Source organism: Neisseria sp. 27098_8_158 (assembly GCF_041433145.1).
GTDB classification, from domain to species: domain Bacteria; phylum Pseudomonadota; class Gammaproteobacteria; order Burkholderiales; family Neisseriaceae; genus Neisseria; species Neisseria subflava_E.
Genome location: NZ_JAPWAZ010000003.1, coordinates 177,738 through 202,672, shown reverse-complemented (window position 1 = coordinate 202,672; position 24,935 = coordinate 177,738). Strand labels below are relative to the sequence as shown.

Annotated in this window: 20 protein-coding genes and 1 riboswitch; of the genes, 3 read left to right on the top strand and 17 right to left on the bottom strand. The window is 52.1% G+C overall.

Features of this window, described 5'->3' with window-relative positions; translation table 11 throughout:
- Positions 1-212: 212 nt before the first annotated feature.
- The 11 genes from O3681_RS09265 to gcvT form a co-directional block, all read right to left on the bottom strand.
- Complete coding sequence (locus O3681_RS09265; protein ID WP_371459812.1) at positions 213-1,115, bottom strand: DMT family transporter; 903 nt, start codon at positions 1,113-1,115, stop codon at positions 213-215.
- Positions 1,116-1,172: 57 nt separating this feature from the next.
- On the bottom strand, positions 1,173-1,928 hold the full coding sequence (locus tag O3681_RS09260; protein WP_070460349.1) for a BPSS1780 family membrane protein: 756 nt from the start codon (positions 1,926-1,928) through the stop codon (positions 1,173-1,175).
- Positions 1,929-2,002: 74 nt separating this feature from the next.
- Positions 2,003-3,691 carry a glutamine--tRNA ligase/YqeY domain fusion protein gene (locus O3681_RS09255; RefSeq protein WP_107724079.1) on the bottom strand — a complete coding sequence of 563 codons (1,689 nt, stop codon included), beginning with the start codon at positions 3,689-3,691 and terminating at the stop codon, positions 2,003-2,005.
- 105 nt (positions 3,692-3,796) lie between these two features.
- Positions 3,797-4,576 carry a DeoR/GlpR family DNA-binding transcription regulator gene (locus O3681_RS09250; RefSeq protein ID WP_371459811.1) on the bottom strand — a complete coding sequence of 260 codons (780 nt, stop codon included), beginning with the start codon at positions 4,574-4,576 and terminating at the stop codon, positions 3,797-3,799.
- A gap of 72 nt (positions 4,577-4,648) precedes the next feature.
- On the bottom strand, positions 4,649-5,362 hold the full coding sequence (locus O3681_RS09245) for a GntR family transcriptional regulator (RefSeq protein ID WP_070587508.1): 714 nt from the start codon (positions 5,360-5,362) through the stop codon (positions 4,649-4,651).
- Positions 5,363-5,623: 261 nt separating this feature from the next.
- Positions 5,624-6,043 (bottom strand): OsmC family protein, encoded by a 420-nt coding sequence (locus O3681_RS09240; protein WP_003679886.1) that lies wholly within the window; start codon positions 6,041-6,043, stop codon positions 5,624-5,626.
- A gap of 111 nt (positions 6,044-6,154) precedes the next feature.
- A complete protein-coding gene (gene thiD / locus O3681_RS09235) occupies positions 6,155-6,964 on the bottom strand; it encodes a bifunctional hydroxymethylpyrimidine kinase/phosphomethylpyrimidine kinase (RefSeq protein ID WP_371459880.1) in 810 nt (269 codons plus the stop codon).
- Between the two features lie 225 nt (positions 6,965-7,189).
- The gene (gcvP, locus tag O3681_RS09230) at positions 7,190-10,042 is read right to left on the bottom strand and encodes an aminomethyl-transferring glycine dehydrogenase (protein WP_371459810.1); all 2,853 of its coding nucleotides are present in this window, start codon (positions 10,040-10,042) and stop codon (positions 7,190-7,192) included.
- Positions 10,043-10,097: 55 nt separating this feature from the next.
- On the bottom strand, positions 10,098-10,649 hold the full coding sequence (locus tag O3681_RS09225) for a DNA-3-methyladenine glycosylase I (protein ID WP_371459809.1): 552 nt from the start codon (positions 10,647-10,649) through the stop codon (positions 10,098-10,100).
- Positions 10,650-10,756: 107 nt separating this feature from the next.
- Positions 10,757-11,155, bottom strand: coding sequence for a glycine cleavage system protein GcvH (gene gcvH / locus O3681_RS09220; protein WP_063068454.1), 399 nt, complete (start codon positions 11,153-11,155; stop codon positions 10,757-10,759).
- A gap of 147 nt (positions 11,156-11,302) precedes the next feature.
- Entirely contained in the window at positions 11,303-12,403 is a 1,101-nt protein-coding gene (gene gcvT, locus O3681_RS09215) for a glycine cleavage system aminomethyltransferase GcvT (RefSeq protein WP_371459808.1), read from the bottom strand.
- 210 nt (positions 12,404-12,613) lie between these two features.
- Positions 12,614-12,711: riboswitch (glycine riboswitch) on the bottom strand.
- A 206-nt stretch (positions 12,712-12,917) separates the two neighbouring features.
- Here gcvT and ubiB point away from each other — a divergent pair.
- Positions 12,918-14,429, top strand: a complete 1,512-nt coding sequence (gene ubiB, locus O3681_RS09210) for a ubiquinone biosynthesis regulatory protein kinase UbiB (protein WP_070649421.1) — start codon at positions 12,918-12,920, stop codon at positions 14,427-14,429.
- Positions 14,430-14,505: 76 nt separating this feature from the next.
- Here the strand turns inward: ubiB and O3681_RS09205 are convergent, their stop codons facing one another.
- From O3681_RS09205 to O3681_RS09180, 6 genes are all read right to left on the bottom strand, one after another.
- Positions 14,506-15,876 carry a chloride channel protein gene (locus O3681_RS09205; RefSeq protein ID WP_107724075.1) on the bottom strand — a complete coding sequence of 457 codons (1,371 nt, stop codon included), beginning with the start codon at positions 15,874-15,876 and terminating at the stop codon, positions 14,506-14,508.
- Positions 15,877-15,953: 77 nt separating this feature from the next.
- Complete coding sequence (argJ, locus tag O3681_RS09200; protein WP_107724074.1) at positions 15,954-17,174, bottom strand: bifunctional glutamate N-acetyltransferase/amino-acid acetyltransferase ArgJ; 1,221 nt, start codon at positions 17,172-17,174, stop codon at positions 15,954-15,956.
- A 42-nt stretch (positions 17,175-17,216) separates the two neighbouring features.
- Entirely contained in the window at positions 17,217-17,915 is a 699-nt protein-coding gene (locus O3681_RS09195) for an LrgB family protein (protein ID WP_371459879.1), read from the bottom strand.
- Positions 17,915-18,259 carry a CidA/LrgA family protein gene (locus tag O3681_RS09190; RefSeq protein ID WP_107724073.1) on the bottom strand — a complete coding sequence of 115 codons (345 nt, stop codon included), beginning with the start codon at positions 18,257-18,259 and terminating at the stop codon, positions 17,915-17,917. Before O3681_RS09190 ends, O3681_RS09195 begins: the two co-directional genes overlap by 1 nt.
- 186 nt (positions 18,260-18,445) lie before the next feature.
- Positions 18,446-19,192 (bottom strand): ThiF family adenylyltransferase, encoded by a 747-nt coding sequence (locus O3681_RS09185; RefSeq protein WP_371459878.1) that lies wholly within the window; start codon positions 19,190-19,192, stop codon positions 18,446-18,448.
- A 49-nt stretch (positions 19,193-19,241) separates the two neighbouring features.
- Positions 19,242-19,706, bottom strand: coding sequence for a cyclic pyranopterin monophosphate synthase MoaC (locus tag O3681_RS09180; RefSeq protein ID WP_107724071.1), 465 nt, complete (start codon positions 19,704-19,706; stop codon positions 19,242-19,244).
- Positions 19,707-19,893: 187 nt separating this feature from the next.
- Between O3681_RS09180 and ppc the strand changes: the two genes are divergently transcribed.
- A complete protein-coding gene (gene ppc / locus O3681_RS09175; RefSeq protein WP_371459807.1) occupies positions 19,894-22,596 on the top strand; it encodes a phosphoenolpyruvate carboxylase in 2,703 nt (900 codons plus the stop codon).
- An 866-nt stretch (positions 22,597-23,462) separates the two neighbouring features.
- Positions 23,463-24,554 carry a redox-regulated ATPase YchF gene (gene ychF, locus O3681_RS09170; RefSeq protein ID WP_371459806.1) on the top strand — a complete coding sequence of 364 codons (1,092 nt, stop codon included), beginning with the start codon at positions 23,463-23,465 and terminating at the stop codon, positions 24,552-24,554.
- The last annotated feature ends 381 nt before the right edge of the window (positions 24,555-24,935 follow it).

The window sequence follows — 24,935 nt, the reverse complement described above, 5'->3', positions numbered from 1 at the left end:
ATGGCACGAAGGCCGTCTGAAAGTATGAAATCGTGCCGCAGGATACGGTAGATTTTTGAGAAAGTTGAATTTTAGGCAGTTGGAGGCAGGGTGTCAAATTTTTAAATTGAACACTGAGCCGAGACCATAATCTTACCCTGCAATAAGATTATGGCCGGCAACAGCTTGGCAATCGCAACCCTATCGCCAAAAATCCGAGTATTTACCCAACTTCAGACAGCCCTCTGTCCGTACCGCATCAGCGTCATGCCGCCGACCGCCGCCGCGCAACCCGCAACCAGCGAAATATGCAGCGGTTCGCCCAAAAACCACGCCGAAGACAGCACACCGAAAATCGGCACGAGCGTAATATACGCCGCCGCGCTGCCTGCGCCCAAAGTCTTTACGCCTTCGAAATACCACGCATAGGCCAATACCGTCGCGCCGATGACTAGCCACGCCAAGGCTGTCCAGCCGCGCCCATCCATTGCCGCTATCGCCTCAAACGGCATTCCGTCCGTCCACAACGCCACCACCGACAACATCAGCGCGCCAATGAACGACGTTGCCGTCGTTACCGTCAGCGCATCTATCCCGCGCAAAACCGCACGACCGATTAAGGTATAAGCCGCCCAACAGACCACGCAACCGAAAATCAGCCACTCTCCTGCCTTGGTGCCGCCCGATAACACTGTCAACGGCTGCCCTTGCGTTACCACCATAATGGCACCGCCGACCGCCAGCAGCATACCCGCCAAAATCTTCGCATTTAAACGCTCGCCGAAAAACCAAGTTGCCAACAGCAGCGTCAACACGGGGGTCACCGCCACGACCACCGCCGCCTTGCCTGCCGGCATAGTCTGCAAACCCAGCATAAAAAACACCGCATAGCCGCACACCCCGACGGAAGCGGCCACCGTCAAACCCAGCCATTGCCGCGCCGATAAAGCTGCTAAAGTTGCAAACCTGCTGCGCGCAAACAACCAGCCCAACAACAAAACCGAAGCCAGTACAAACCGAACCGCCCCGCCCGTCAGCGGTGGCAGCAACTGCCCCAGCATCCGCCCCATCGGCCAAGACGCGCCCCACAGCACCGCCATCCCCAGCAGTTTCAAATGTACAGAATAACGTTCCATCTCATTCCTTTTATCGACAAAGGCCGTCTGAAAATGTTTCAGACGGCCTTTATCCACTTAGGATTTTACAATACGACCATTAGGGTAAATACTGCGGTAAGCAATATAAGGAGCCAGCAGTAAAACTGCGCTGACAGGTAGGAATAGTAAAAGTATGATCATGATAATCCACTGGCCTAACATGCTGCCTAATACGCCCCACATAAAAGAATAGAGAGCCACACCTACAACATAAACTAATATTGCAGGAATATTACACATAGCCGCTTTAACATTAGCTTTAATAGCCTCCCATGGCTTCAGACCATCTAAAACAATCAAAGCGGGGGTTAATAAAAATATAGACAAAAGGACAATAACAATCAATACAACACCTATCATCATTGCCCAATGACCTGCAAAATATAGCGGAATGATAAGCAAACTAACAGCTATACTGAACAGCACCTGAAGTAACAATAAAATGAAAAAACTCATTTTTTTATCTAAAAAAACAATAAAAAAATCTTTCACATCAAATGCTTTTCCATTATTGATATTGTTAGCAACATACATAGCTCCGCCTACTAAGCATGAACCCACCCAGCTGAATACAATACCTTTTAAACTAGAAAGCGCATTAATTCCTAGTAAGTCAATAATAGAAACCACAAAGCCTACGATCATATAAGCCAATAATACGCCCATCCATTTCCACGGATGAAGTTTGAAAATACCGAAAGCGTCGGTAATCCACTTGATGCCTGCAGAAGCAGGAAGGCGTTTGGGTTCGTGATATCGAACTTCCTGTGAAGTGGGTATTTGGTTTTCCATAAAATTCCTATTATAAAATCAAAAATTTAAACACAATAAAGGCAGCCAGTGCATACTGACTGCCTTCTTACCAATTATTTTGCCTGCCAAGAATCTTTCAGTGTCACAGTGCGGTTAAACACCGGCGTGTCTTTGCTGTGGTCTTTGCGGTCGGTAACAAAATAGCCGATACGCTCGAACTGCCAACGGCTCTCCGCCGGCAAATCTTTTGCGACAGGCTCGGCGTAGGCGGTGATTTCCTTGATGGATTCAGGGTTGAGGAAATCGGTAAACGGCAGGTATTCGCCGTCTTCGCCGCGCACGGCATCGGGACGCTCGACGGTAAAGAGGCGGTCGTAGAGGCGGACTTTGATTTCTGCTGCGTGTTCGGCGGAAACCCAGTGAATCACGCCTTTGACTTTGCGGCCTTCGGGATTTTTGCCCAAGGTATCGTGGTCGATGCTGCATTTGAGTTCAACCACATTGCCTGCCTCGTCTTTTACTACTTCGTCGCACTTGATGACATAGCCGTGGCGCAAACGCACTTCGCCGCCGGGAATCAGGCGTTTGAAGCCTTTGGGCGGATTTTCGGCAAAGTCGTCGGCTTCGATGTAGATGGTTTGTGAAACAGGTACTTCGCGATTGCCCATTTCTTCGTGGTTCGGATGGAACGCGGCACGGCGGCTTTGGGTTTTACCGGCTTCAAAGTTGGTCAGGGTAACTTTGAGCGGGTTCAAAACCGCCATCAGGCGCGGTGCGGAGTTTTCCAGCTCTTCGCGAATCGCGCCTTCCAACACGCTCATATCGACCACGTTTTCAGATTTGGAAATACCGGCGCGTTTGGCAAACAAGCGCAGGCCTTCGGGCGTGTAGCCGCGGCGGCGCATACCGGAAATGGTGGGCATACGCGGGTCGTCCCAGCCGGTAACGTGGCCGTCTGAAACCAGTTGGTTCAGCTTGCGTTTGGATGTGATGGAATACAAAAGCTCCAAACGGGAAAACTCATATTGGCGCGGACGTGTGGCATGCGGCGCGGGAATGTTGTCCAACACCCAGTCGTACAACGGACGGTGTGCTTCAAATTCGAGCGTACACAAGGAATGCGTGATGCCTTCGATGGCATCGGAAATGCAATGTGTGTAGTCGTACATCGGGTAGATGCACCATTTGTCGCCGGTGTTGTGGTGATGGGCGCGGCGGATGCGGTAGATGACCGGATCGCGCATATTGATGTTGCCTGATGCCATGTCGATTTTCAGGCGCAGGGTTTTGCTGCCGTCGGGGAATTCGCCGTTTTTCATGCGCGTGAATAGGTCGAGGTTTTCTTCGACGCTGCGGTCGCGATAAGGGCTGTTTTTGCCCGCTTCAGTCAGCGTGCCGCGGTATTCGCGCATTTCTTCGGGCGTCAAATCATCGACATATGCCTTGCCGTCTTTGATTAAACCGACGGCGTAGTCATACAGCTGGTCGAAATAGTTGGAAGCGAAACGAGGCTCGCCCGCCCAATGAAAACCGAGCCACTCGACGTCTTCTTTGATGGCGTTGACGTATTCGTCGTTTTCTTTTTCGGGGTTGGTGTCATCAAAACGCAGGTTGCACAAGCCGTCGTAAATATAAGCCAAACCGAAGTTCAGGCAGATGGATTTGGCGTGGCCGATGTGCAGGTAGCCGTTCGGCTCGGGCGGAAAACGGGTTTGGATGGCTGTATGTTTACCGCTTTTGAGATCTTCATCGATAATGGTGCGGATAAAGTGGTTGTCCGCGAATTGGTCTTTATTCAACATAATATTTCTTTGATGGAAAGATGATTTTCTGTTTTCAGACGGCTTGGGCATTCAATCAGGCCGTCTGAAAGGAATGGAATGATGGCTTAATTGTACCCGACTTGGCTACTTTGATACAGGGTCGGCAACCTGCCACGCCACTCCGCGTTCGTTTAGGGTTTTCTGCATGGCGGCGGATGGTGTGCGGTCGGTAAACAACTTATCGAATGCGCCGATATCGCCCAGTCTGACCAAGGCATTACTGTTGAATTTGCTGTTATCGACACCAAGATAGCGCACGCGTGCATTGTTCACCATCGCCTGCATGACGCTGACTTCCTTGTAATCGTCATCCAAAAGCGAGCCGTCGTTTTCTATGCCGTGGGTACTCATGATGGCATAGTCGACTTTGAATTGGTTGATGAAATCGACGGTCGCCACGCCGGTAATACCGCCGTCCAAGGGGCGGACCACGCCGGAAGCGATGATGACCGTGTAGTCGGTACGCGCTGCGGTAATTGAGGCGGCGTAGATGTTGTTGGTGATAATCCGCAGGTTTTTACGCTGTCTGACCAACTCGGCAGCGACGGCTTCCATGGTGGTGCCGATGCTGATAAAAAGCGAGGCATTGTCGGGAATGGTGGAAGCAATCAGACGGGCAATGGCGTTTTTTTCCTGCTGCTGATGGTTGCGCCGCTCCTGCCCTGCCGTTACGACTGAAACGTCGCCCAAAGATGCGCCGCCGTGATAGCGTTTGAGCTGTCCGGTCTCGCTCAACTCCTGCACATCGCGGCGTATGGTTTGCGGCGTAACATCCAAATTTGCCGCCAATTCTTCTACCGTCATAAAGTTATGTTCGCGGACAAGGCTGAGGATATGTTCGTGTCTTTGGATTTTGGGTTTCATGGCGTTTCGTTTTGTAGGGATAAACCAATGGCCGTCTGAATATTTCAGACGGCCTTTTTATTATCAAACCGATTACATCTCAAGTTTCTGTTCCAAGCGTTCCATACACGCGCCCAAATGACGGCGCATGACTTTGGTCACACGGTTGCGCTTGCCTGCCAGCAACAAATCGAGGATTTCTCGGTGTTCATGGTGCGAATTGGAATCGATGTTGCGCTTTTCTTTGCGAAGCGGATCGGAAACGGCCACAATCAATGAAGAGCGCGCGCACAAGGTATTCATAATTTCAAACAGGACATCGTTGTCCAGCAGCCGCGCCAATTCGACATGGAAGGCATTGGACAGGCGGTTCCAACCCACGCGGTCGCCGCTTTCGGAGGCTGCACCCTCTTGCTCAATCATGGCGTAAAGCGGTTTCAGACGCGTTTCCAAATCAGGCATATCGATAAGGACGCTCAAAATCATGCTTTCCATTTCGATACGCGTGTTGAACACGTCTTTCATTTCTTTCAAGTCCGGCACATGGACAAATGCGCCGCGATTGGGCTGCAAATCGACGATTTTATCGTGCGCCAAAAGCGATAATGCGCCACGCACGGTATTGCGCGAGCAAACCATTTGTCGGCAAAGCTCGGACTCGGTCAGTTTTTTGCCCGGCAGCAGCAGATGGTCGGTAATGCCGTCCAAAATCAATGCGTACACGCGGAAGAGTTCCGAATCGTGACGCTCTTCCAAAATAAGCGATGAAGTTGCAGGCGCAACGTTGGTATTATTTTCGTAATCCATAATGTTTCCCCAGTATCCGTATTAAGGCACAAGCGTTTACAAACCTGCAGCTTTCGGGGGTGTTTAAAATATAATTAAAAATTGTTGACAATGTTAAACGAAACTTGCACAATGAGGTCAACAAGCCAAGTTATAAAGGCTGATAGAGAGAGAGAAAAAGGAATAAAAAGCAAGCAGATATATTCATGTTAATGCGTGAATATATCTGCTTTTTTTGTGGGTAGCCGGTTCACGCTCCGACACTCCCACCCTGAAATCGCCCTATTCTGTTTCGACGATCTCGAAGCTGTGGCTCATTTTTGCCGCTTTGCCCAGCATAATCGATGCGGAGCAATATTTTTCGGCAGACATCTGTACGGCGCGCTCAATCGCGCTTTCTTGCAAATCTCGACCATACACTTTGAAATGGATATGGATTTCGGTAAACACGCGCGGCGCGGTGTCGGCGCGTTTGGCAGTCACTTCGGCACGGCAGTCGGTGATTTTTTGGCGTTGTTTCTCGGCAATCATCACTACATCGATGCTGGAGCAGCCTGCTACACCCAACAACAGCATTTCCATCGGGCTGGGGCCGCGTTTGACTTCGCCTTCAGCCGCCGCGCCTTCCATCACAACGCTGTGTCCGTTTGCCGTTGTACCGACGAAGCACATTCCGTCTATCCATTTTGAGGTAACTTGCATGGTGTCTTTTTTATCCGTAAAAGCATTAATCCGATATTGTAAACAATTTCAAGTGATAAACCTAGTCAGGCCGTCTGAAAAATACAATCAATTACAATTGGTCTGAACGCATTATTCGTCCCGATACGCCCAATGGTTGACCGGCCCGTGCCCTGCCCCGATACCCAAAGGATGGGAAATGGCGGCAGCAATATAGTTTTTTGCCGTTTGAACCGCCTCGGATACGCTAAACCCTTTTGCCAACTCGGCTGTGATGCAGGCAGAAAATGTGCAGCCCGTACCATGCGTATGCGGCGTTGGGAAACGTTTGCTGTTCAGCTCAATGATTTCATATGGCGTAAACAGCCAGTCAGTGCAATATTCGCTTTGGCTGTCGGCAAGATGGCCGCCCTTAATTACCACATTTTTCACGCCCCAATCCTGAAGAATTTTGGCGGCGCGTTCCGCATCTTGGCGGTTTTCAATATTGATACCCGTCAATGCCTGCGCTTCGGGCAGATTGGGGGTCAATACGTCCGTATGCGGCAGCAGCAGGCGTTTCATGGCTTCGACGGCTGAATTTTCCAACAACGGTGCGCCGCCTTTGGCAATCATGACCGGATCCAACACGCGTTTGCCGAAGTCGCATTCGGCGGTTTGTTCCGCCACGCATTCGATGATTTCCGCCGTACCCAGCATGCCGATTTTATAGGCGCGGATTTGGAAATCCTCCTGAATTGCGGCAATTTGCGCGGCAATCATGTCGGTCGGTATCGGATGCACTGCTGATACGCCCAAAGTATTTTGTGCGGTAACCGCTGTCAGTACGCTGGTGCCGAACACACCGCGCATTTGAAATGTCTTTAAATCCGCCTGTATGCCCGCGCCGCCGCCGGAATCTGAGCCGGCAATCGTCAGCGTTTGAATAAAAAGTTCGTCCATCATATCCTCCTGTTTTTCAGACGGCCTTTTGCTTATCGTTAATGGGAAGCCGTTTGGTTTTATCCGCAAACAAAGGCATTCGCCGTCTATTTTTCCGAATGCCTTATCTGTTGTTTTACCAAAAACAAATGTATGTTCTCGGGCGAAATATCTTAACAAACAAAAGGCCGTCTGAAAACTATTTTCATTTTCAGACGGCCTGTTCAATTTTAAACCTATTCAGGCTTAATCTTCGTATGCGTCAATCGGCAAGCAGGAGCAAACCAGATTGCGGTCGCCATACACTTCATCTACCCGTTTGACGCTCGGCCAGAATTTGTGTTCGCGGACGAACGGCAATGGGAAGACAGCTTCTTCGCGGGAGTACGGATGCGCCCATTCACCGGTTACATCTGCTGCGGTATGCGGAGCATTCACCAGCGGATTATCCTCTTTCGGCCATTCGCCGCGCTCGACTTTCAGCACTTCCTGTTTGATTTGTTTCAGGGCGGCGATGAAGCGGTCGAGTTCGGCTTTGCTCTCGCTCTCGGTCGGCTCGATCATCAGCGTGCCGGCAACAGGGAAAGAAACCGTTGGTGCGTGGAAACCGTAGTCCATCAGGCGTTTGGCGATGTCGGTTTCGGTGATGCCGCTTTCGGCTTTAAGCGGACGCAAATCGACGATACATTCGTGCGCAACGCGGCCGTTTTTGCCTGTATACAGAATCGGATAGTCTTCGCTCAGACGTTTGGCAACGTAGTTGGCGTTGAGCAATGCCCAGCGTGTTGCCTGTTCCATGCCTTGTTTGCCCATCATGGTCAGGTACATCCAAGTAATCGGCAGGATGGACGCAGAACCGAAGGCCGCAGCAGCAATGGCGGTTTGGTCGGCACTGGCGCTGTGGGTGTCGGTCAAAGCGTGTCCCGGTGCAAACGGGGCAAGGTGGGCTTTCAAACCGATAGGGCCGACGCCCGGACCGCCGCCGCCGTGAGGGATACAGAAGGTTTTGTGCAGGTTCATGTGCAACACGTCCGCGCCGACTTCGGCAGGCTGCATGATGCCGATTTGGGCGTTGAGGTTGGCGCCGTCCATGTAAACCTGTCCGCCGTTTTCATGGATGATGCGGCAGATGTCGCGGATGCCTTCTTCGTACACGCCATGGGTGGACGGGTAAGTAATCATGATGGCGGACAAAGCGTCGCGGTATTGCTCGGCTTTGGCTTTCAAATCGTCGATGTTGACGTTGCCGTGTTCGTCGGTATCGACAACGACGACTTTCAAACCCAGCATAGCGGCAGTCGCAGGGTTGGTGCCGTGGGCGGATTTGGGAATCAGGCAGATGTTGCGGTGTCCCTCGCCGTTGGCTTCTTGATAGCGGCGGATGGAGAGCATGCCGCTGTATTCGCCCTGCGCGCCGGAGTTGGGCTGGAAAGAAATCGCGTCAAAGCCGGTGATGGCTTTCAGGCTGTTTTCCATGTCGGTCAAAAGCGCGCGGTAGCCTGCGGCTTGGTCTTTGGGGGCGTAGGGGTGGATGTCGGTAAACTCTGCCCAAGTAATCGGCAACATTTCCGCAGTCGCATTGAGCTTCATGGTGCAGCTACCGAGCGAAATCATGCTTCGGTTCATCGCCAAGTCGCGGTCTTCGAGTTTTTTCAGGTAGCGCAACATTTCGTGTTCGGTGTGGTAACTGTTGAACACGGGATGTTGCAGAATGTCGTCTTGACGCAGCAATTCGGCGTTCAGACGGCCTTTGACATCATCGGCAAATATGAACGTATCTTTGCCGGTAAACGCGCGGTACAAATCAACCAAATCTTCGTATGCCGATGTTTCATGGAATGCAGCCGCAATTTGAGTATCGTTGACGCGGCGCAGGTTGTAACCCGACTCCAAAGCAGCGGCAAACACTTGGTCTGCTTTCTCTTTGCTGCCGAAATCGACGGTAACGGTATCGAAGAAGATTTTGTGAACCACATTCAGGCCGTCTGAAACCAGCGCATCGGCAAAGGCAGAAGCCAGCACATGAATGCGGTTGGCAATGCGTTTCACGCCTTCAGGGCCGTGGTAAACGGCATACATACCGGCCAAGTTCGCCAGCAATGCCTGTGCGGTACAAATATTGGATGTCGCTTTTTCGCGGCGGATGTGTTGCTCGCGGGTGGACAACGCCATGCGCAAGGCAGGTTTGCCTGATGCATCTTTGGATACGCCGATGATGCGGCCCGGGGCGGAACGCTTGAACTCGTCCTTAAACGCGAAATAAGCAGCGTGCGGACCGCCGAAGCCCATCGACACACCGAAGCGTTGGGTGTTGCCCAACGCGATGTCCGCGCCCAACTCGGCAGGCGATTTCAGCAAAACCAAGCTCATGATGTCGGCGGCAACGGCCACGATTGTGCCTTTTGCTTTCAGACGGCCGATAACGTCCTGCAAGTCTTGAACATCGCCGTCTTTGCCGACATATTGGAACAGCGCGCCGAAGTATTCGCCTTCATCCGCTTGGGCAAAATCGCCGACCACCAGTTCAAAGCCGAAATATTTGGCGCGGGTTTTCATCACGTCCAAAGTTTGCGGATACACGCGCGCATCCACAAAGAAACGCTCGGATTTCACTTTACCCACGCGGTGCGCCATCGCCATCGCTTCGGCGGCGGCAGTCGCCTCGTCCAGCAAAGACGCGCCTGCCACAGGGAAACCGGTCAAATCGATACACACTTGTTGGAAGTTTAACAACGCTTCCAAACGACCCTGCGCGATTTCCGCCTGATATGGGGTGTAGGCGGTATACCAGCCTGGATTTTCCAACACGTTGCGCAAAATCACATTCGGCACGCGGGTCGGGTAATAGCCCAAACCGATATAGGACTTGTTGATCACGTTTTTCGACGCAATGCCTTTCAATTTCGCCAACGCGTCCGCCTCGGTCAAAGCCTCGGGCAAATCGAGTTCGGACGGCATACGGATGCTTTGCGGCACGGTATTGCCGACAAAATCGTCCATGCTCTTCTCGCCGAGCGCTTCCAAAAGCGCAGCCTCGTCGCCAAAGCTCAAATGGCGCGCGGCAAATTCGTTCGGGTTGAACAATTCAGATAGTTTCATTTCTACTCCTTCGGTGTTATCGATATCAACACTGTTTTTTCTTGCAGATGTTGTTTCAGACGGCCTCCGCCCACTTTGGACGACATGCCAATATTTCCCTATAAACCGGACAGGTTTCCACATGCGCGCCGGGCAAGTAGCCGGTACTCATCAGAAATTCGCCGACGATTTCGCTGCCGACAAATTTGAAATGTTTTTTAAACAGTTTCACCCATTCAGCCTTGTCGAGCGGATGGTTTGCATCGAGCCAGTTTTTGAATGATCCGTATTCTTGCTGTATTTGTTTGATTTGTCGCGCGTTATAAATGGCTGCGTTGATTTTCAGGCGGTTGCGGACGATGCCTGCATCGGCAAGCAGCCGCTCAATATCGGCTTCGTCAAATGCGGCGACCGTATCAATGTCAAAACCTTTAAATGCCGTCTGAAATGCCTGCTGCTTCTTCAGCATCAGCGTCCAGCTCAATCCTGCCTGATTGATTTCCAACACCAGCCGCTCAAACAATTCATTGTCGTCCTCAATCGGAAAACCGTATTGCGTGTCGTGATAATGTTTGTTGGGGTTGTCCGTATCGTCAGGAAGCGTGGCGACAAATTCGCAGTAATTCATGTTTGCTGAGGAAAAATTGAAACAAAGGCCGTCTGAAAGCATTTTTCAGACGACCTAAGACCTGCAATATCAAACAGGCGCAAAACCTGTTTGGATGTTTGCAAAAATCAAGCTACTTCGCCTGCGTATTGTTCGGCAGTCAGCAGACCGTCGTAATCGGCAGGGTTGGCAGGTTTGATTTTGAAGAACCAGCCTGCGCCGTAAGGGTCGCTGTTGGCAGTTTCCGGAGCGCTTGGCAAATCTTCGTTGACGGCAACGATTTCGCCTGCAATCGGAGCGTATACGTCAGATGCGGCTTTTACAGACTCAACCACACCGGCTTGCTCTTCGGCAGCCAGGTTTGCGCCGACTTCTGGCAGCTCAACAAACACGATGTCGCCCAACAGCTCTTGCGCGTGATGGGTAATGCCGACGGTGATGGTACCGTCTTCTTCAAGGCGCAGCCATTCGTGGCTGGCAACGTATTTCAGTTCTGCTGGGATGTTGCTCATGGTTTGATACTCCATTGATAGGGGGTTATTTTCAGACGGCATCTGCATGAATCAATATCCACAGATGCCTTGTTCAATGCTTTCTACAAACGTCCGTACCGGACGACAATTAAAACCTGCTTTCAGACGGCCCTTAATAAATAAAGGCCGTCTGAACCAATATTAATCAAACTGTTTTTGACCATTGCGGACAAACGGCAGCTTCAGTACGCGCACGTCCACTTCTTTACCACGCATCAGCACTTTGGCGGTATCGCCGTCAAAGTCTTTCGGTACGCGCGCGATGGCGATGGATTGTTTCAGGCTTGGAGAGAATACGCCGCTGGTGGTTTCGCCTTGGCCTTTGTCGGTCAACACTTCCATATGCGCGCGCAGGATGCCGCCTTTTTCGAGTAACAAGCCAACCTGTTTGACGGCAACGCCTTTTTCTTTCAATGCCAGCAAGGCGGCTTTACCGACGAAGTCGCGGCTTTCGTCTTTCAAATCAACGGTCCAACCCATGCCTGCTTCGAGCGGGCTGGTATTGTCATCCATATCGTTGCCGTAGAGGTTCATACCGGCTTCCATGCGCAGGGTGTCGCGTGCGCCAAGGCCGCAAGGCTGTACGCCTGCTGCTTGCAAGGCTTTGAAGAATGCGACGGCTTCGGTACCGGGCAGGATGACTTCGACGCCGTCTTCACCGGTGTAGCCGGTGCGGGCAACAAACCAGTCGTTGCCCAAATCCGCGCCTTGGAACGGTTTGAGATTATGGACGACATCCGCCCATTCGGGTTTGACGGTCAGGAGTTTTTCGATGGCTTTAGGACCTTGTATGGCAAGCATGCCGAGGTCGTAGCGCGGGTTGAAGGCGACGCCGAACTCTTGTCCAACTTTGTGGAATTGCGCCGTGTCTTTTTCGCGGGTCGCGCCGTTGGACACGATGCGGTATTGGGTTTCGGCTTCGTTGGTGCGGTAAACGATTAAGTCGTCAATCACGCCGCCGTTGTCGTTGAGCAAAGCGGAATAAAGGGCTTTGCCGACAAAAGCGAGTTTGGCGACATCGTTGGCAATCAATTTGCGGAAAAAGGCTTTGGCATTTGCGCCTGCTACGTCGGTAACGAGCATATGTGATACGTCAAACATACCGGCGTCGGTGCGCACGGCTTCGTGTTCGGCGATTTGTGAACCATAATGGATGGGCAGCTCCCAGCCGGCAAAATCTACCAGCTTCGCGCCTGCATCTTGATGGGCTTGATGAAATGGGGTGGTTTTCAGAGCAGTCATTCTCAAGTTTCTCCGGATTTTTTGTTCAGATGCCGCCCGCGCACCTATGCGCGGATGACCCTATCTGTCCTTGAACCTGAGATTTTCGGCCGTATCCGCATGATGGCAAACCAGTCTGCTCACTGCTTTGCGCGGTTGTCTGAATGGTGGTTCAGACGGCCTTCTCCCCTTCGGTGGACGTTATTCTAACGCCGCTCTCCAGATTGTTTGTTTCAATGTGCAGTCCCTGATACCTGAGCGATTTAAGGGTGTCTGCGCCTTCGGTGGTTACATTATAGTTAGGTGTAACACTCTCCTGCACATTTCCCGATTATGTCTTGAATCGGCGGTTTGGGCAAGTAGCCGATGAATATTTATGATGTGAATATTCGTCTTTTTATTGGGGCGGCAAAACCTGAGCCTTTATCAAATTGTTGGCTATGCGGCAAACGTTTTTGCAAAAGTCTCAGGCCGTCTGAAGCCCTTACCCGTTTTTCCTATATAATTCTGTTTTTTCGATTTATCTGCGTCCATCATGAACCGCCTCAAACGCATCAAAACCATCCTCTGCACGCTCTACCGCTACCGCCTTGCCGAGCTGATTGCCTCGCTGGTCCGTCCGGGTTGGGCGCGGACTTTCCTCAATATGCTGCCGCAGTCGTCCAAGTTCAAACACGAAATGCCTGCCGTGCGCCTGCGTTTGGCGTTGGAAAGCCTGGGGCCGATTTTCATCAAATTCGGGCAGGTATTGTCCACGCGTCCCGATTTGATTCCGCACGATTACGCGGTCGAACTGGCAAGGCTGCAAGACAAAGTGCCGCCGTTTGACGCGCAACTTTCACGCTCGCAAATCGAAAAATCACTGGGACAATCCATCGACACTTTATACGCGGAATTTGAAACAGAGCCTGTCGCCAGCGCGTCCATCGCCCAAGTACACAAAGCCCGCCTGCATTCGGGCGAACAGGTCGCCGTGAAAGTCTTGCGCCCCAACCTTTTGCCCGTTATCGAACAGGATTTGTCGCTGATGCGCTTTGGTGCAGGCTGGGTGGAGCGTTTGTTTTCAGACGGCAAGCGTTTGAAGCCGCGCGAAGTAGTGGCCGAATTTGACAAATACCTGCACGACGAATTGGACTTGATGCGCGAAGCCGCCAATGCCAGCCAGCTCGGTCGCAATTTCCAAAACAGCGATATGCTGATTGTGCCGAAGGTGTTTTACGACTACTGCACCAGCGACGTGCTGACCATCGAATGGATGGACGGCACTCCGGTATCCGATATTGCCAAACTCAAAGCCGACGGCATTGATTTGCACAAACTTGCCGATTACGGCGTGGAAATCTTCTTCACGCAAGTTTTCCGCGACGGCTTTTTCCATGCGGATATGCACCCCGGCAATATTTTGGTCGCCGCCGACAACCGCTACATTGCCCTCGATTTCGGCATCGTCGGCACGTTGACCGACTACGACAAACGCTATCTCGCCATCAACTTCCTCGCATTCTTCAACCGCGATTACCACCGCGTCGCTACCGCCCACATCGAATCGGGCTGGGTGCCTGCCGACACGCGCGCGGAAGAATTGGAAGCGGCTGTCCGCGCCGTGTGCGAACCGGTGTTCAACAAACCGATTTCGCAAATTTCCTTCGGCTTGGTACTGATGCGCCTGTTTGAAGTCAGCCGTCGCTTCAATGTCGAAATCCAGCCGCAGCTTGTATTGCTGCAAAAAACGCTGCTCAACATCGAAGGTTTGGGCCGCCAACTCGATCCCGATTTGGATTTGTGGAAAACCGCCAAACCGTTTTTGGTGCGTTGGATGAACGAACAGGTCGGCCCCAAAGCCCTTTGGCGCAACCTCAAAAACGAAGCCCCCGACTGGGCGCAAATCATTCCTTCCCTGCCGCGTAAAATCAGCGCGCTGGTTGATGAAAACCGCCAACAGGAAATGCGTGATGCCTATGTACATCTGGTCAAAGTACAGCAACGCCAAAGCCTGTGGCTGGGTGTGATTGCGGTTGTTTTGCTGCTGATTTTGCTGTTTAAGTAAACCGTAATACAGCTTTAAACGACATAATAAAGGCCGTCTGAAATCTGATTTTCAGACGGCCTTTTATATACCAAACCTATTCTTTTTTCTCGTGCTGAACATTTCCGCTTTCGGCTTCGATATGCCGTCTGAAGCGCAAACCTGCGGCATGGTAAAACGGATGCGGCGAGAATTGGCGCGATACTTGCGAAGCGAAGATGCAAGTCAGCAACATCCAAAACAATAAATTCTGTCCGCCCGTCATTTCCATTACCACCACGGCGGCGGTCAACGGCGATTGGGTCGCGGCGGCAAGGAATGCGGCCATGCAGAGCAAAACCGCGACATTGGATGCGTCGCCCAGTTGCGCGAAAGAAGCCATGTGTTCGCCTATCATCGCACCGATGGTTAACGATGGCGTGAAAATACCGCCGGGAATACCTGCCCAGTAGCTGAACACGGTCGCCGCCCATTTTGCGGCGGCCAAGCCGAACGGCGCTTCATACGCACCTTTAAGAGCGGCTGCGGCTTCGTGATAGCCCGTGCCATAGGTTTTACCTTGATAAAACGTACCGAGCAGCGCCAGCAAGATACCCATTGCAAAAGCGACCACCAACAAATGACGGCGGATGAAACTGCGCCAGCGTACCGGTGCGAATGCCGCCGCGCCGCGATACAAAAAGCTGCCGAACAATCCGCCTGCCACGCCGCAGACGATGCCCGACACCACGGCCCACATCAGCATGTTTGGCAGCTCATGTCCTTGAAAACCTGAGAAATACGGGTTGTTGCCCTGTATTGCCACTTGAATGAAACCGGCTGCCAACACGCCCATCAGGATTTGGCGTTCCCAACGCAAAATCACGCCGCGCCCCAATTCTTCGATGGCAAACACCACGCCGGCCAAAGGCGCGTTAAACGCCGCCGCCAAACCGCCTGCTGCGCCTGCGGCAATCAAATCGTTTTCCTGCATGCCCCTAAACGCCAGCCCGTGCTTTTTACACCACGCGCCCCAAGCGTTCATGACCGCCGCACCCACTTGTACAGACGGCCCTTCCCTGCCGATCGACGCCCCCAAAATCATGCCCAAAAACGTCAGCGGAATTTTAAAAAAGGTTTCGCCCAGACGAATCAAACGGGTTTTCTGCGCGCCATACGGCAAAGACAAAGAAGCTATAACCTGCGGAATACCGCTGCCGGAAGTGTACGGCGCAAATTTGCGCGTAAACCACGCCAAAAGTGGCAAACCCAGCGGCAAAGCCACCCACGCAAACCACGGATATTTTCCCACTAACAAAGCGTTCCATTCCAAAGCCAAATCCGCCAAGTACGCAAACATCAAAGCCGTCAGGGCAACCAGTGCCGAACCTGCCAGCAAAAACAGAAAGGCAATGCTCTTTTTGGACAGGCGTTTGGTTTGGCGGATTTTGTGGGCGAGGCGCGCCGCCCAAGTCTGTGGAAATTTCATAATAGGCACGCAGTCAATGTGTTCAGACGGCCTTGATACTTTTCTCAAAGGCCGTCTGAAAACAAGGATAAAGGTTTTTAAGAACGGTAATCCGCGTTAATCGACACATACTCGTGCGACAAATCGCAGGTATAGACGGCCGCCGTCGTATCGCCGCGTTGCAAATCGATGCGGACGGTAATTTCCGGACGATTCATCACGGCTTGTCCTGCTTCTTCGGTATAGCTTTCCGCACGGCCGCCGTTTTCAGCCACCAACACGTCATCCAGCCACATTTTCAAAGCATCGACGTCCAAGTCTTCAATACCGGCATAGCCGACGGCTGCCAACAGACGGCCCAAGTTCGGGTCGGAGGCAAAGAAAGCAGTTTTCACCAAAGGCGAATGGGCGACGGCATAAGCCACTTTGCGCGCCTCTTCGCGAGTTTTCGCATTTTGCACTTCAACCGTGATGAACTTGGTTGCGCCCTCACCATCACGGACAATAGCCTGCGCCAATTCCAAGGCCAGCGAACCGAGCAAGGCTTTGAGCTGCGCATAGCGCGGATCGGCGGTATTGTCGATTTCGCTCTGACCGCAACGGCCTGTCGCCATAATCACGAAGCTGTCATTGGTACTGGTATCGCCGTCCACGGTAATCGTATTGAAACTTTCGTCTGCGATTTCTTGCGTCATCAGCTGCAAAATCGGTTGGGACACTTTGGCATCAGTAGCGATAAACGACAACATAGTCGCCATATTCGGATGAATCATGCCCGAACCTTTGGCGATGCCGGTGGCGCGGACTGTGTGCTTTTCGCCGACCAAGCCTTTGCGTGAAGCAGCTTTCGGTACAGTATCCGTCGTCATGATGGCACGCGCCGCGTCCGACCAAAATGCAGGGCGCACTTGCGGCAAAGCGGCCACGATTTTATCCACAGGCAAGGGTTCCAAAATCACGCCGGTTGAAAACGGCATGATTTGATTGGATTGGCAGCCGACCTGTTCCGCCACCGCCGCACACACTTTAACCGCGTCCAGACGACCTTGCGCGCCGGTACCCGCATTGGCATTGCCCGTATTGATGACTAAGGCACACACGCCGTCTTGGTCAAACAGATGCGACTTGGCGATATGCACCGGCGCGGCGCAGAAACGGTTTTGCGTAAACACCGCGCCCACCGTATGCCCGCCGCCCAACACCATCAGCGTCAAATCGTCGCGGTCTTGTTGCTTGATGCCGGCACGACCTGTAAACAGACGGATGCCGTCGATTTCCAACAATTCGTCTGCACGTTTTTCAGTCAAATTTACAGCCATATCATTTTCTCCTGTTTACACTATTTTCAGACGGCCTAAACGCTATACGCCCAATAAGGGAATCAAGATAGGAACCAATATCGCCGTCAACACGCCGTTGAGCGTCAAGCCCAGGCCGGCATATGCGGCCATACGGCGGCCGTATTCCAAAGACGCCGCAATACCCATCGCATGTGAGGCCGTACCCAAAGACATTCCCACTGAAGAAGGCATATACAACGCCCCTTTCAACACTTTATATCCGGCCATCTGGCCAAAAAGTCCGGCAATAATCACCGTTGCCGCTGTAATCGCCGGAATACCGCCGACCGATGCCGTGATTTCAATCGCAATCGGGTTGGTCACGGATTTGGAAGCCAGCGACAGAATCACTTCGCGCGAAGCGCCCAGCCATTTGGCAAAATACACGCCTGTAACAATACCTGTTACGCTGCCCGCCAACTGAGACAACACCACCGGCAACCACTGGCTGCGGATACGGTCCCAATTTCGATAAAGCGGCACCGCCAGCAACACAACTGCCGGTTTCAACCAAAAATCAATAAAGTGCGAAGCAGAATGGTACAGCTCGTAATCAATGGAAAATACCTTCAAATACCCCATCAACACCAGCGTACTGATCAATACCGGATTACACAGCACATTCCCCGTGCGCGCCCGAATCTGCACCGCCAAAGCATATACGGCCAAAGTCAGGAACAGCATGACCGAGGGCATGCGCAACAGCCCGTCTATGTTCATCACACCCACCTCCTGACCCACTCATGCACTTTACCTGTCACCAACAATACGCAGATCGTACTGCCGATTGTGGCCGTCAAAATCGAAAACCAGTCGTTTGCAATCACATCTAAATAGCTGATGACGGCCACGCAAGGCGGCACCAAAAATAAAGTCAGGTTTGCCATCAAAATGTCTGCCAGTTCTCCCACCCAAGACAATTTGACCCAGCCGGCCTGAAGCGCGGCAAACAGCAAACCCATGCCGACAATGCTGCCCGGCAGCTTCAACCCCAAAATCCAAACGGCCGCCTCGCCCAAAGCCAAGCAACCCAATACCACCAATAAGGCACGAATAATATTCATTAAGCCGGTTTCTCCTTATCCTTTTTCAGACGGCCTCAAAAAATTTATTAATCATTGAATCATATCGTGCCACAGGCCGTCTGAAAAGGGAAGAAACGCCTTCCTTCAAGTTTAATAAAAGATAAGTATGATTACTCTAGCGGATTGGCTTAGGCAATATTGAAACCCTTACCCTGCTTTTTGTCTTTAACGGCCGCCGCAAACCGGACAGTCGGGATTGCGTCTCACTCCGTATTGCCGCCATTGTCCGCTCAATGCATTGTAGGTAGAAAGTTTGCCGTGCGACAGCGTACCGATACCGATCAGCACTTTAAGCGCTTCGGCGGCTTGGGTCGTTCCGATAACGCCGACCAATGGCGAAAAAACGCCAAACAATGCACAAGCGCCGTCGCTGGCTTGTTCGCCATCAAACAGGCAGGCATAGCAGGGCGTATCGGGAAGATCGGGACGGTACACGGCGATTTGTCCGTCAAAGCCGACGGCCGCGGCGGAAACCAAAGGCGTGCGCGTGGCAACGGCGGCGCGGTTGACCGCCTGCCGCGTGGGATAATTGTCGGAACAATCGAGGATGATGTCGGCTGCGTTTGCCAATTCGACCAGCCTGGCCTCATCGAGAAATTCGGCAATGGCTGTAATGTGTGTTTGGCTGTTGATCTGTTTCAGACGGCCTTGCATCACCAAAGCCTTGTTTTTACCGATGTCGGCTTCGGTAAATGTGATTTGGCGTTGAAGGTTGGTCTCGTCAATGGTATCGGCATCGGCAATCGTCAGGCGGCCGATGCCGGCGGCGGCAAGATACGGCAAGGCCGCCGCACCCAGCCCGCCGCAACCGACAACGAGCGCATGGGCGGCCAAAAGTTTTTCTTGGCCTTCGATACCGATTTCATCAAGCAGGATATGGCGGCTGAACCGCAAAAGTTGTTGATCGTTCATCATAACAATAAGGCCGTCTGAAACCCAATGTTCAGACGGCCTGAGTGATTTAGAAATTAATATTTTCGTAGGCGTTGTCAAACAGGAAAGGACGGCCTTCGCTGCTGGTCTCGGATTCGAGGCGGATGCCGCTGAGCATCATATTGCGGTCAACGTCTTTCATCATGTCGTAAACGCTCAAGAGTGCCAAATTTAGGCCGGTCAGGGCTTCGGTGGCAATGCTACCGTTGCTGTTCGCTTGGACGGTCAATGTGGCCTTCAGGCAGGCCAGCTCAACGTTAATATCGAAATCAACCTGCACGCCGATGATGCGGCCGGGCAGGTGCAGCGGAATCAGGTTGGCGGTCTGTTTGATGCTCTGAATGGCGGCAACGCGGGCGATGGTCAGGATACTTGCCTTTTCGGTGGCATTCTCTATCAACACCCTTACCGCCTGCTGGCTCATGTTGACGGTGCCGACGGCGACGGCGGTGTGTTGTTCAGGAAAATCGGGCTGGTTGGGAAATTCAATCATGGGTTTCTCGCCTCTGTTTTGATGGGCAATATTTTACGGCATTTTACAGACAGCGACCACGCGGCGGATACGGACGGCTGTTTTCCGGTTTGAAATGTATCGGACGGCAGCATTGGCAGTTTACAAAAATTTGCTATACAATGGATTCACGATACACCCAAATTAACATTTAAATAAGAGAAAAATCATGCAACTGCATATCTTAAATAATCCAAAAGATGCCGCTCTGGCGGCGGATGCGGAATTTTTAAAACAGTCTCTTTTCAATCTGCTGCATGAGGAAGCGTCGCCTTTGGTGGTCGAAACCGTTAAGTTATTATCGACTTCAGACGACAGCGCTGCCTTGATTGAAAAGGTGTTGCCGCAATTAGATGAACAACAAACCCACGATTTAACCCTGGCCTGCGGCCTGTTCGCACAGATTTTGAACATCGCCGAAGACGTACACCACGAACGCCGCCGCCAAATCCACGAAGAGGCCGGACACAACAGTGCCGAAGGCAGCCTGACGGAAACCGTGCGCAAGCTCAAAGCCGGAAAAGTCAACGGCAAAGCGTTGCAACAACAACTGGACAATACAGTCGTTACCGCCGTTTTGACCGCGCACCCGACCGAAGTGCAACGCCAAACCGTCTTGAGCTTCAACCGCCGCATCCGCGCGCTGCTGCCGCAACGCGAACGCTGCACCAATCCTGATGCGCTGGCTCAGTTACGCCGAGAAATCGACACCGTGCTTTTGGGCTTGTGGCAGACCAGCGAAACGCGCCGCCACAAACTCAGCGTCAACGACGAGATCAACAACGGTGTATCCATCTTCCCAATGAGCTTCTTTGAAGCCCTGCCCAAACTCTACCGCACAATGGAACGTGATTTTCAGACGGCCTATCCCGGCGTCCGCGTTCCGAATATCCTTAAAATCGGCGGCTGGATCGGCGGCGACCGCGACGGCAACCCGTTTGTTTCTGCCGAAACCTTGCGTTTTGCGTTCAGACGGCATGCCGACGCAGTGTTCCGTTTCTATCGCGGCGAACTCGACAAACTTTACCGCGAATTGCCGCTCTCCATCCGCCGTGTCAAAGTCAACGACGATGTGATGGCACTGGCCGCCCTCTCGCCTGACGAAGAAATCGCCCGCACCGAAGAACCCTACCGCCGCGCCATCGCCTACATCATGGCCCGTGCCATGGGCAAGGCACGCTCACTCGGTTTGGGCATGGGCTGCAAATTCGGCTTCCTCGAGCCTTATGCCACAGTCGAAGATTTCCTCAACGACCTGAAAAAACTGCAACGCTCGCTCCACGAAAACGGCAGCCAACTGCTGGCAGAAGGCCGTCTAGCCGACATTATCCGCAGCGTATCCGTGTTCGGCTTCCACATGATGCCGCTCGACCTGCGCCAACACGCAGGCAAACACGCCGATGTGGTTGCCGAGCTTTTCCAACACGCAGGCTTGGAAGACTACAACAGCCTGAACGAAGAGCAAAAACAAACCGCCCTGTTGCGCGAATTGAGCCATCAACGTCCGCTGTACAGCCCGTTTATCACATACAGCGACCATACCCGCCACGAACTGGCAATTTTCAACGAAGCGCGCAAAATTAAAGACGAATTTGGCGAAGATGCCGTTACACAAAGCATTATTTCCAACTGCGAACAACCCAGCGACCTGCTCGCCTTGGCATTGCTGCTGAAAGAAAGCGGCCTGCTGGTGGTGGAAAACGGCAAACCGCACAGCCGCATCAATATCGTGCCTCTGTTTGAAACCATCGAAGCGCTCGAAAACGCCTGTCCGGTCATGGAAACCATGTTCCGCCTCGACTGGTATGATGCCCTGCTCGAAAGCCGCGGCAATATCCAAGAAATCATGCTGGGCTACTCCGACTCCAACAAAGACGGCGGCTACGTTACCAGCTCGTGGTGTCTGTATCAGGCAGAGTTGGGCTTGGTCGAACTCTTCAAAAAATACGATGTCCGCATGCGCCTGTTCCACGGCCGCGGCGGCAGCGTAGGTCGCGGCGGCGGCCCATCTTACCAAGCTATTTTGGCGCAACCTGCAGGCAGCGTTGCCGGACAAATCCGCATTACCGAGCAAGGCGAAGTCATTACCGCCAAATACGCTGACCCGGGCAATGCCCAACGCAACTTGGAAACCTTGGTTGCCGCGACTTTGGAAGCCAGCATCCTGCCGGACAAAAAAGACCCTGATGCCAAACTGATGCAGGATTTGTCGGACGTATCGTTCAAATACTACCGCGAACTGATTACCCACCCCGACTTCATCGACTACTTCCTGCAAACTAGCCCGATTCAGGAAATCGCCACCCTCAACCTCGGCAGCCGCCCCGCCAGCCGCAAAACCCTGGCGCGGATTCAGGACTTGCGCGCAATTCCGTGGGTATTCTCATGGATGCAAAACCGCCTCATGCTGCCGGCTTGGTACGGTTTCGGCAGCGCAGTGGAAACCTTGTGCGAAGGCAATCCCGACACACTGGCCGCCCTGCGCGAACATGCCCAAAGCAACCCGTTCTTCCAAGCCATGCTCTCCAACATGGAACAAGTGATGGCGAAAACCGACATCACTTTGGCGGAAAACTATGCCGGCTTGAGCGAATCGCCCGATAAAGCAAAAGTCATCTTCGGCATGATTAAGGAAGAATACCAACGCAGCCGCAAAGCACTGCTCGACCTGCTGCAAACCGAAGAGCTCCTGCGCGACAACCGCAGCCTCGCCCGTTCGCTTGCCTTGAGGATTCCATACCTGAACGCCCTCAATGGCCTGCAAGTCGCCATGCTCAAACGCCTGCGCAAAGAGCCCGATAATCCGCACGCACTGCTGATGGTTCACCTGACCATCAACGGCGTGGCGCAAGGTTTGCGTAATACCGGTTAAGTCAGTACGGAAAAAAGGCCGTCTGAAACAGTTTTTCAGACGGCCTTTAAACTAACTGCGAACCGCGGCAAAGGTTTTACCCACAAACTCCATACTGTTTCTCAACCTGCTTGCCACTCTGACCCTATTCATTTAACTTACCCTGTATTTCAGACTATTTGGAGAAATAGCAGATAACCCTCTGCTAAATCAAAGTGTTCACTTAAGCATGACAACCACTTCAGCATGATGGATGGTCGGCCTACTGACATACCTTACTGCGGCACCACCCCATATCGCCGCACAATAAGCTTTCAGACACCCTGAGGCCGTCTGAAAAACGAAAACATCTTACGCCAAGGCAACTATCATTATGTTTGACATTGTATTTATCTTGTTATTCGGCAGGCTTCAGCCCCACAAAACACCCGACTCATCCGACACGCCCGTCCCTTTTGGGCATTCGGCGGTAGGCTCGGCTTTAATTTATTTATGCATACGCATAGGGACAATCATCGTTCATGATTCGATTTCCAAAGCCATTAACAGCCTCCCCCTCATTCTGTTTCAAACAATCTGCATGTTCGGCTGTCTAGTTTTGTATTTTAAAATGTTGCGTACCACATCCGACCCGAAATACCGGCAGATGATTTATTGGGTACTGGGCATTCTTTTGGGTTTGATCTTAAGCCTCCTGTCTGAAAAATTGTTTTATTTAACGGCTTTATTCATTTACTCATTCTTCGGAAGCACAATAAGCTGAATGCCTGCCCCTCTTTTTTCAGACGGCCTTTTATTATAAGAACACACCAGCATTGCGGCTGTTTTGAGTACCTCCACAATATGCTATAATTCGCCGTTAAACTTTTATCTTTTCAGGAAAAACCATGAGCTTGAAATGCGGCATCGTCGGTTTGCCCAACGTCGGCAAATCCACCCTCTTTAACGCGCTGACCCAATCGGGTATCGAAGCGGCAAACTATCCTTTCTGTACCATCGAACCCAACGTCGGCATCGTTGAAGTCCCCGATCCACGTATGGCCGAATTGGCAAAAATCGTCAATCCGCAAAAAATGCAGCCTGCCATCGTCGAATTTGTCGACATCGCCGGTTTGGTTGCAGGCGCGAGCAAAGGCGAAGGCTTGGGCAACCAGTTCCTCGCCAACATCCGCGAGACTGACGCGATTGTTAACGTTGTACGTTGCTTTGACGATGACAACATCGTCCACGTTGCAGGCAAAGTTGATCCGATTGCCGACATCGAAACCATCGGCACCGAGTTGGCACTGGCTGACTTGGCCAGCGTCGAAAAAGCCATCGTCCGCGAAGAAAAACGCGCACGCTCAGGCGACAAAGACGCGCAAAAGCTGGTCGATCTGTGCAAAAAACTGCTGCCTCATCTAGACGAAGGTAAGCCTGTACGCGCTTTCAGGTTGGACGCAGAAGAACTTGCCATGCTCAAACCGCTGTTCCTACTGACTGCCAAACCTGCCATGTACGTCGGCAACGTTTCCGAAGACGGTTTTGAAAACAACCCGCACCTCGACCGTCTGAAAGAATTAGCTGCAAAAGAAAACGCACCGGTTGTGGCCGTTTGCGCCGCGATGGAAAGCGAAATCGCCGAATTGGAAGACGACGAAAAAGCCGAATTCCTCGCCGAAATGGGCTTGGAAGAACCGGGCCTGAACCGCCTCATTCGTGCCGGCTACGACCTCTTGGGCCTGCAAACCTACTTCACCGCCGGTGTCAAAGAAGTCCGCGCTTGGACCATCCACAAAGGCGACACCGCGCCACAAGCCGCCGGCGTGATTCACACCGACTTTGAACGCGGCTTCATCCGTGCCCAAGTTATCTCCTACGAAGACTTCATCGCTTTAGGCGGCGAAGCAAAAGCCAAAGAAGCTGGCAAAATGCGTGTGGAAGGCAAAGAATACGTCGTACAAGACGGCGATGTGATGCACTTCCTCTTTAACGTATAAACCCAGCGTAACGCTTTTTCAGACGGCCTTTTCTAAGATTAAGGCCGTCTGAATTTATTTTCAGACGGCCTCATGTCTTGAAATATCAACAAAACAAAACATCATCTCCATAATAAATGCGGGCATGGCCCGTAATTTTTCTCTCTTAAAATCTCTCATTTCTTACCGACGCCTTACCTAAAAATAGCGCAAGGTTACATCATCAACAACAATACCACTAATATGACAATAAACAATTAAACAATACCACATCGTATTGATTCATTATAAAAACAACATATTAAACATTATGTTGAAACTATCAACCGTATTCCTACTCTAATCTATTACTATTCAAACACATATCATCAGCAATCATTCTAAGAAGGCAAACAAACTGCC

What these genes read in the sequence shown, in the direction of transcription:
- O3681_RS09240 (WP_003679886.1), bottom strand. Translation starts at nt 6,043, where the DNA reads ATGCAAGTTACCTCAAAATGGATAGACGGAATGTGCTTCGTCGGTACA.
- O3681_RS09250 (WP_371459811.1), bottom strand. Translation starts at nt 4,576, where the DNA reads ATGAAACCCAAAATCCAAAGACACGAACATATCCTCAGCCTTGTCCGC.
- O3681_RS09180 (WP_107724071.1), bottom strand. Translation starts at nt 19,706, where the DNA reads ATGATTGAATTTCCCAACCAGCCCGATTTTCCTGAACAACACACCGCC.
- gcvT (WP_371459808.1), bottom strand. Translation starts at nt 12,403, where the DNA reads ATGACTGCTCTGAAAACCACCCCATTTCATCAAGCCCATCAAGATGCA.
- O3681_RS09205 (WP_107724075.1), bottom strand. Translation starts at nt 15,876, where the DNA reads ATGAAATTTCCACAGACTTGGGCGGCGCGCCTCGCCCACAAAATCCGC.
- ychF (WP_371459806.1), top strand. Translation starts at nt 23,463, where the DNA reads ATGAGCTTGAAATGCGGCATCGTCGGTTTGCCCAACGTCGGCAAATCC.
- ubiB (WP_070649421.1), top strand. Translation starts at nt 12,918, where the DNA reads ATGAACCGCCTCAAACGCATCAAAACCATCCTCTGCACGCTCTACCGC.
- O3681_RS09255 (WP_107724079.1), bottom strand. Translation starts at nt 3,691, where the DNA reads ATGTTGAATAAAGACCAATTCGCGGACAACCACTTTATCCGCACCATT.
- O3681_RS09225 (WP_371459809.1), bottom strand. Translation starts at nt 10,649, where the DNA reads ATGAATTACTGCGAATTTGTCGCCACGCTTCCTGACGATACGGACAAC.
- O3681_RS09260 (WP_070460349.1), bottom strand. Translation starts at nt 1,928, where the DNA reads ATGGAAAACCAAATACCCACTTCACAGGAAGTTCGATATCACGAACCC.
- O3681_RS09245 (WP_070587508.1), bottom strand. Translation starts at nt 5,362, where the DNA reads ATGGATTACGAAAATAATACCAACGTTGCGCCTGCAACTTCATCGCTT.
- thiD (WP_371459880.1), bottom strand. Translation starts at nt 6,964, where the DNA reads ATGGACGAACTTTTTATTCAAACGCTGACGATTGCCGGCTCAGATTCC.
- argJ (WP_107724074.1), bottom strand. Translation starts at nt 17,174, where the DNA reads ATGGCTGTAAATTTGACTGAAAAACGTGCAGACGAATTGTTGGAAATC.
- ppc (WP_371459807.1), top strand. Translation starts at nt 19,894, where the DNA reads ATGCAACTGCATATCTTAAATAATCCAAAAGATGCCGCTCTGGCGGCG.
- O3681_RS09190 (WP_107724073.1), bottom strand. Translation starts at nt 18,259, where the DNA reads ATGAATATTATTCGTGCCTTATTGGTGGTATTGGGTTGCTTGGCTTTG.
- O3681_RS09265 (WP_371459812.1), bottom strand. Translation starts at nt 1,115, where the DNA reads ATGGAACGTTATTCTGTACATTTGAAACTGCTGGGGATGGCGGTGCTG.
- O3681_RS09185 (WP_371459878.1), bottom strand. Translation starts at nt 19,192, where the DNA reads ATGAACGATCAACAACTTTTGCGGTTCAGCCGCCATATCCTGCTTGAT.
- gcvH (WP_063068454.1), bottom strand. Translation starts at nt 11,155, where the DNA reads ATGGAGTATCAAACCATGAGCAACATCCCAGCAGAACTGAAATACGTT.
- O3681_RS09195 (WP_371459879.1), bottom strand. Translation starts at nt 17,915, where the DNA reads ATGAACATAGACGGGCTGTTGCGCATGCCCTCGGTCATGCTGTTCCTG.
- gcvP (WP_371459810.1), bottom strand. Translation starts at nt 10,042, where the DNA reads ATGAAACTATCTGAATTGTTCAACCCGAACGAATTTGCCGCGCGCCAT.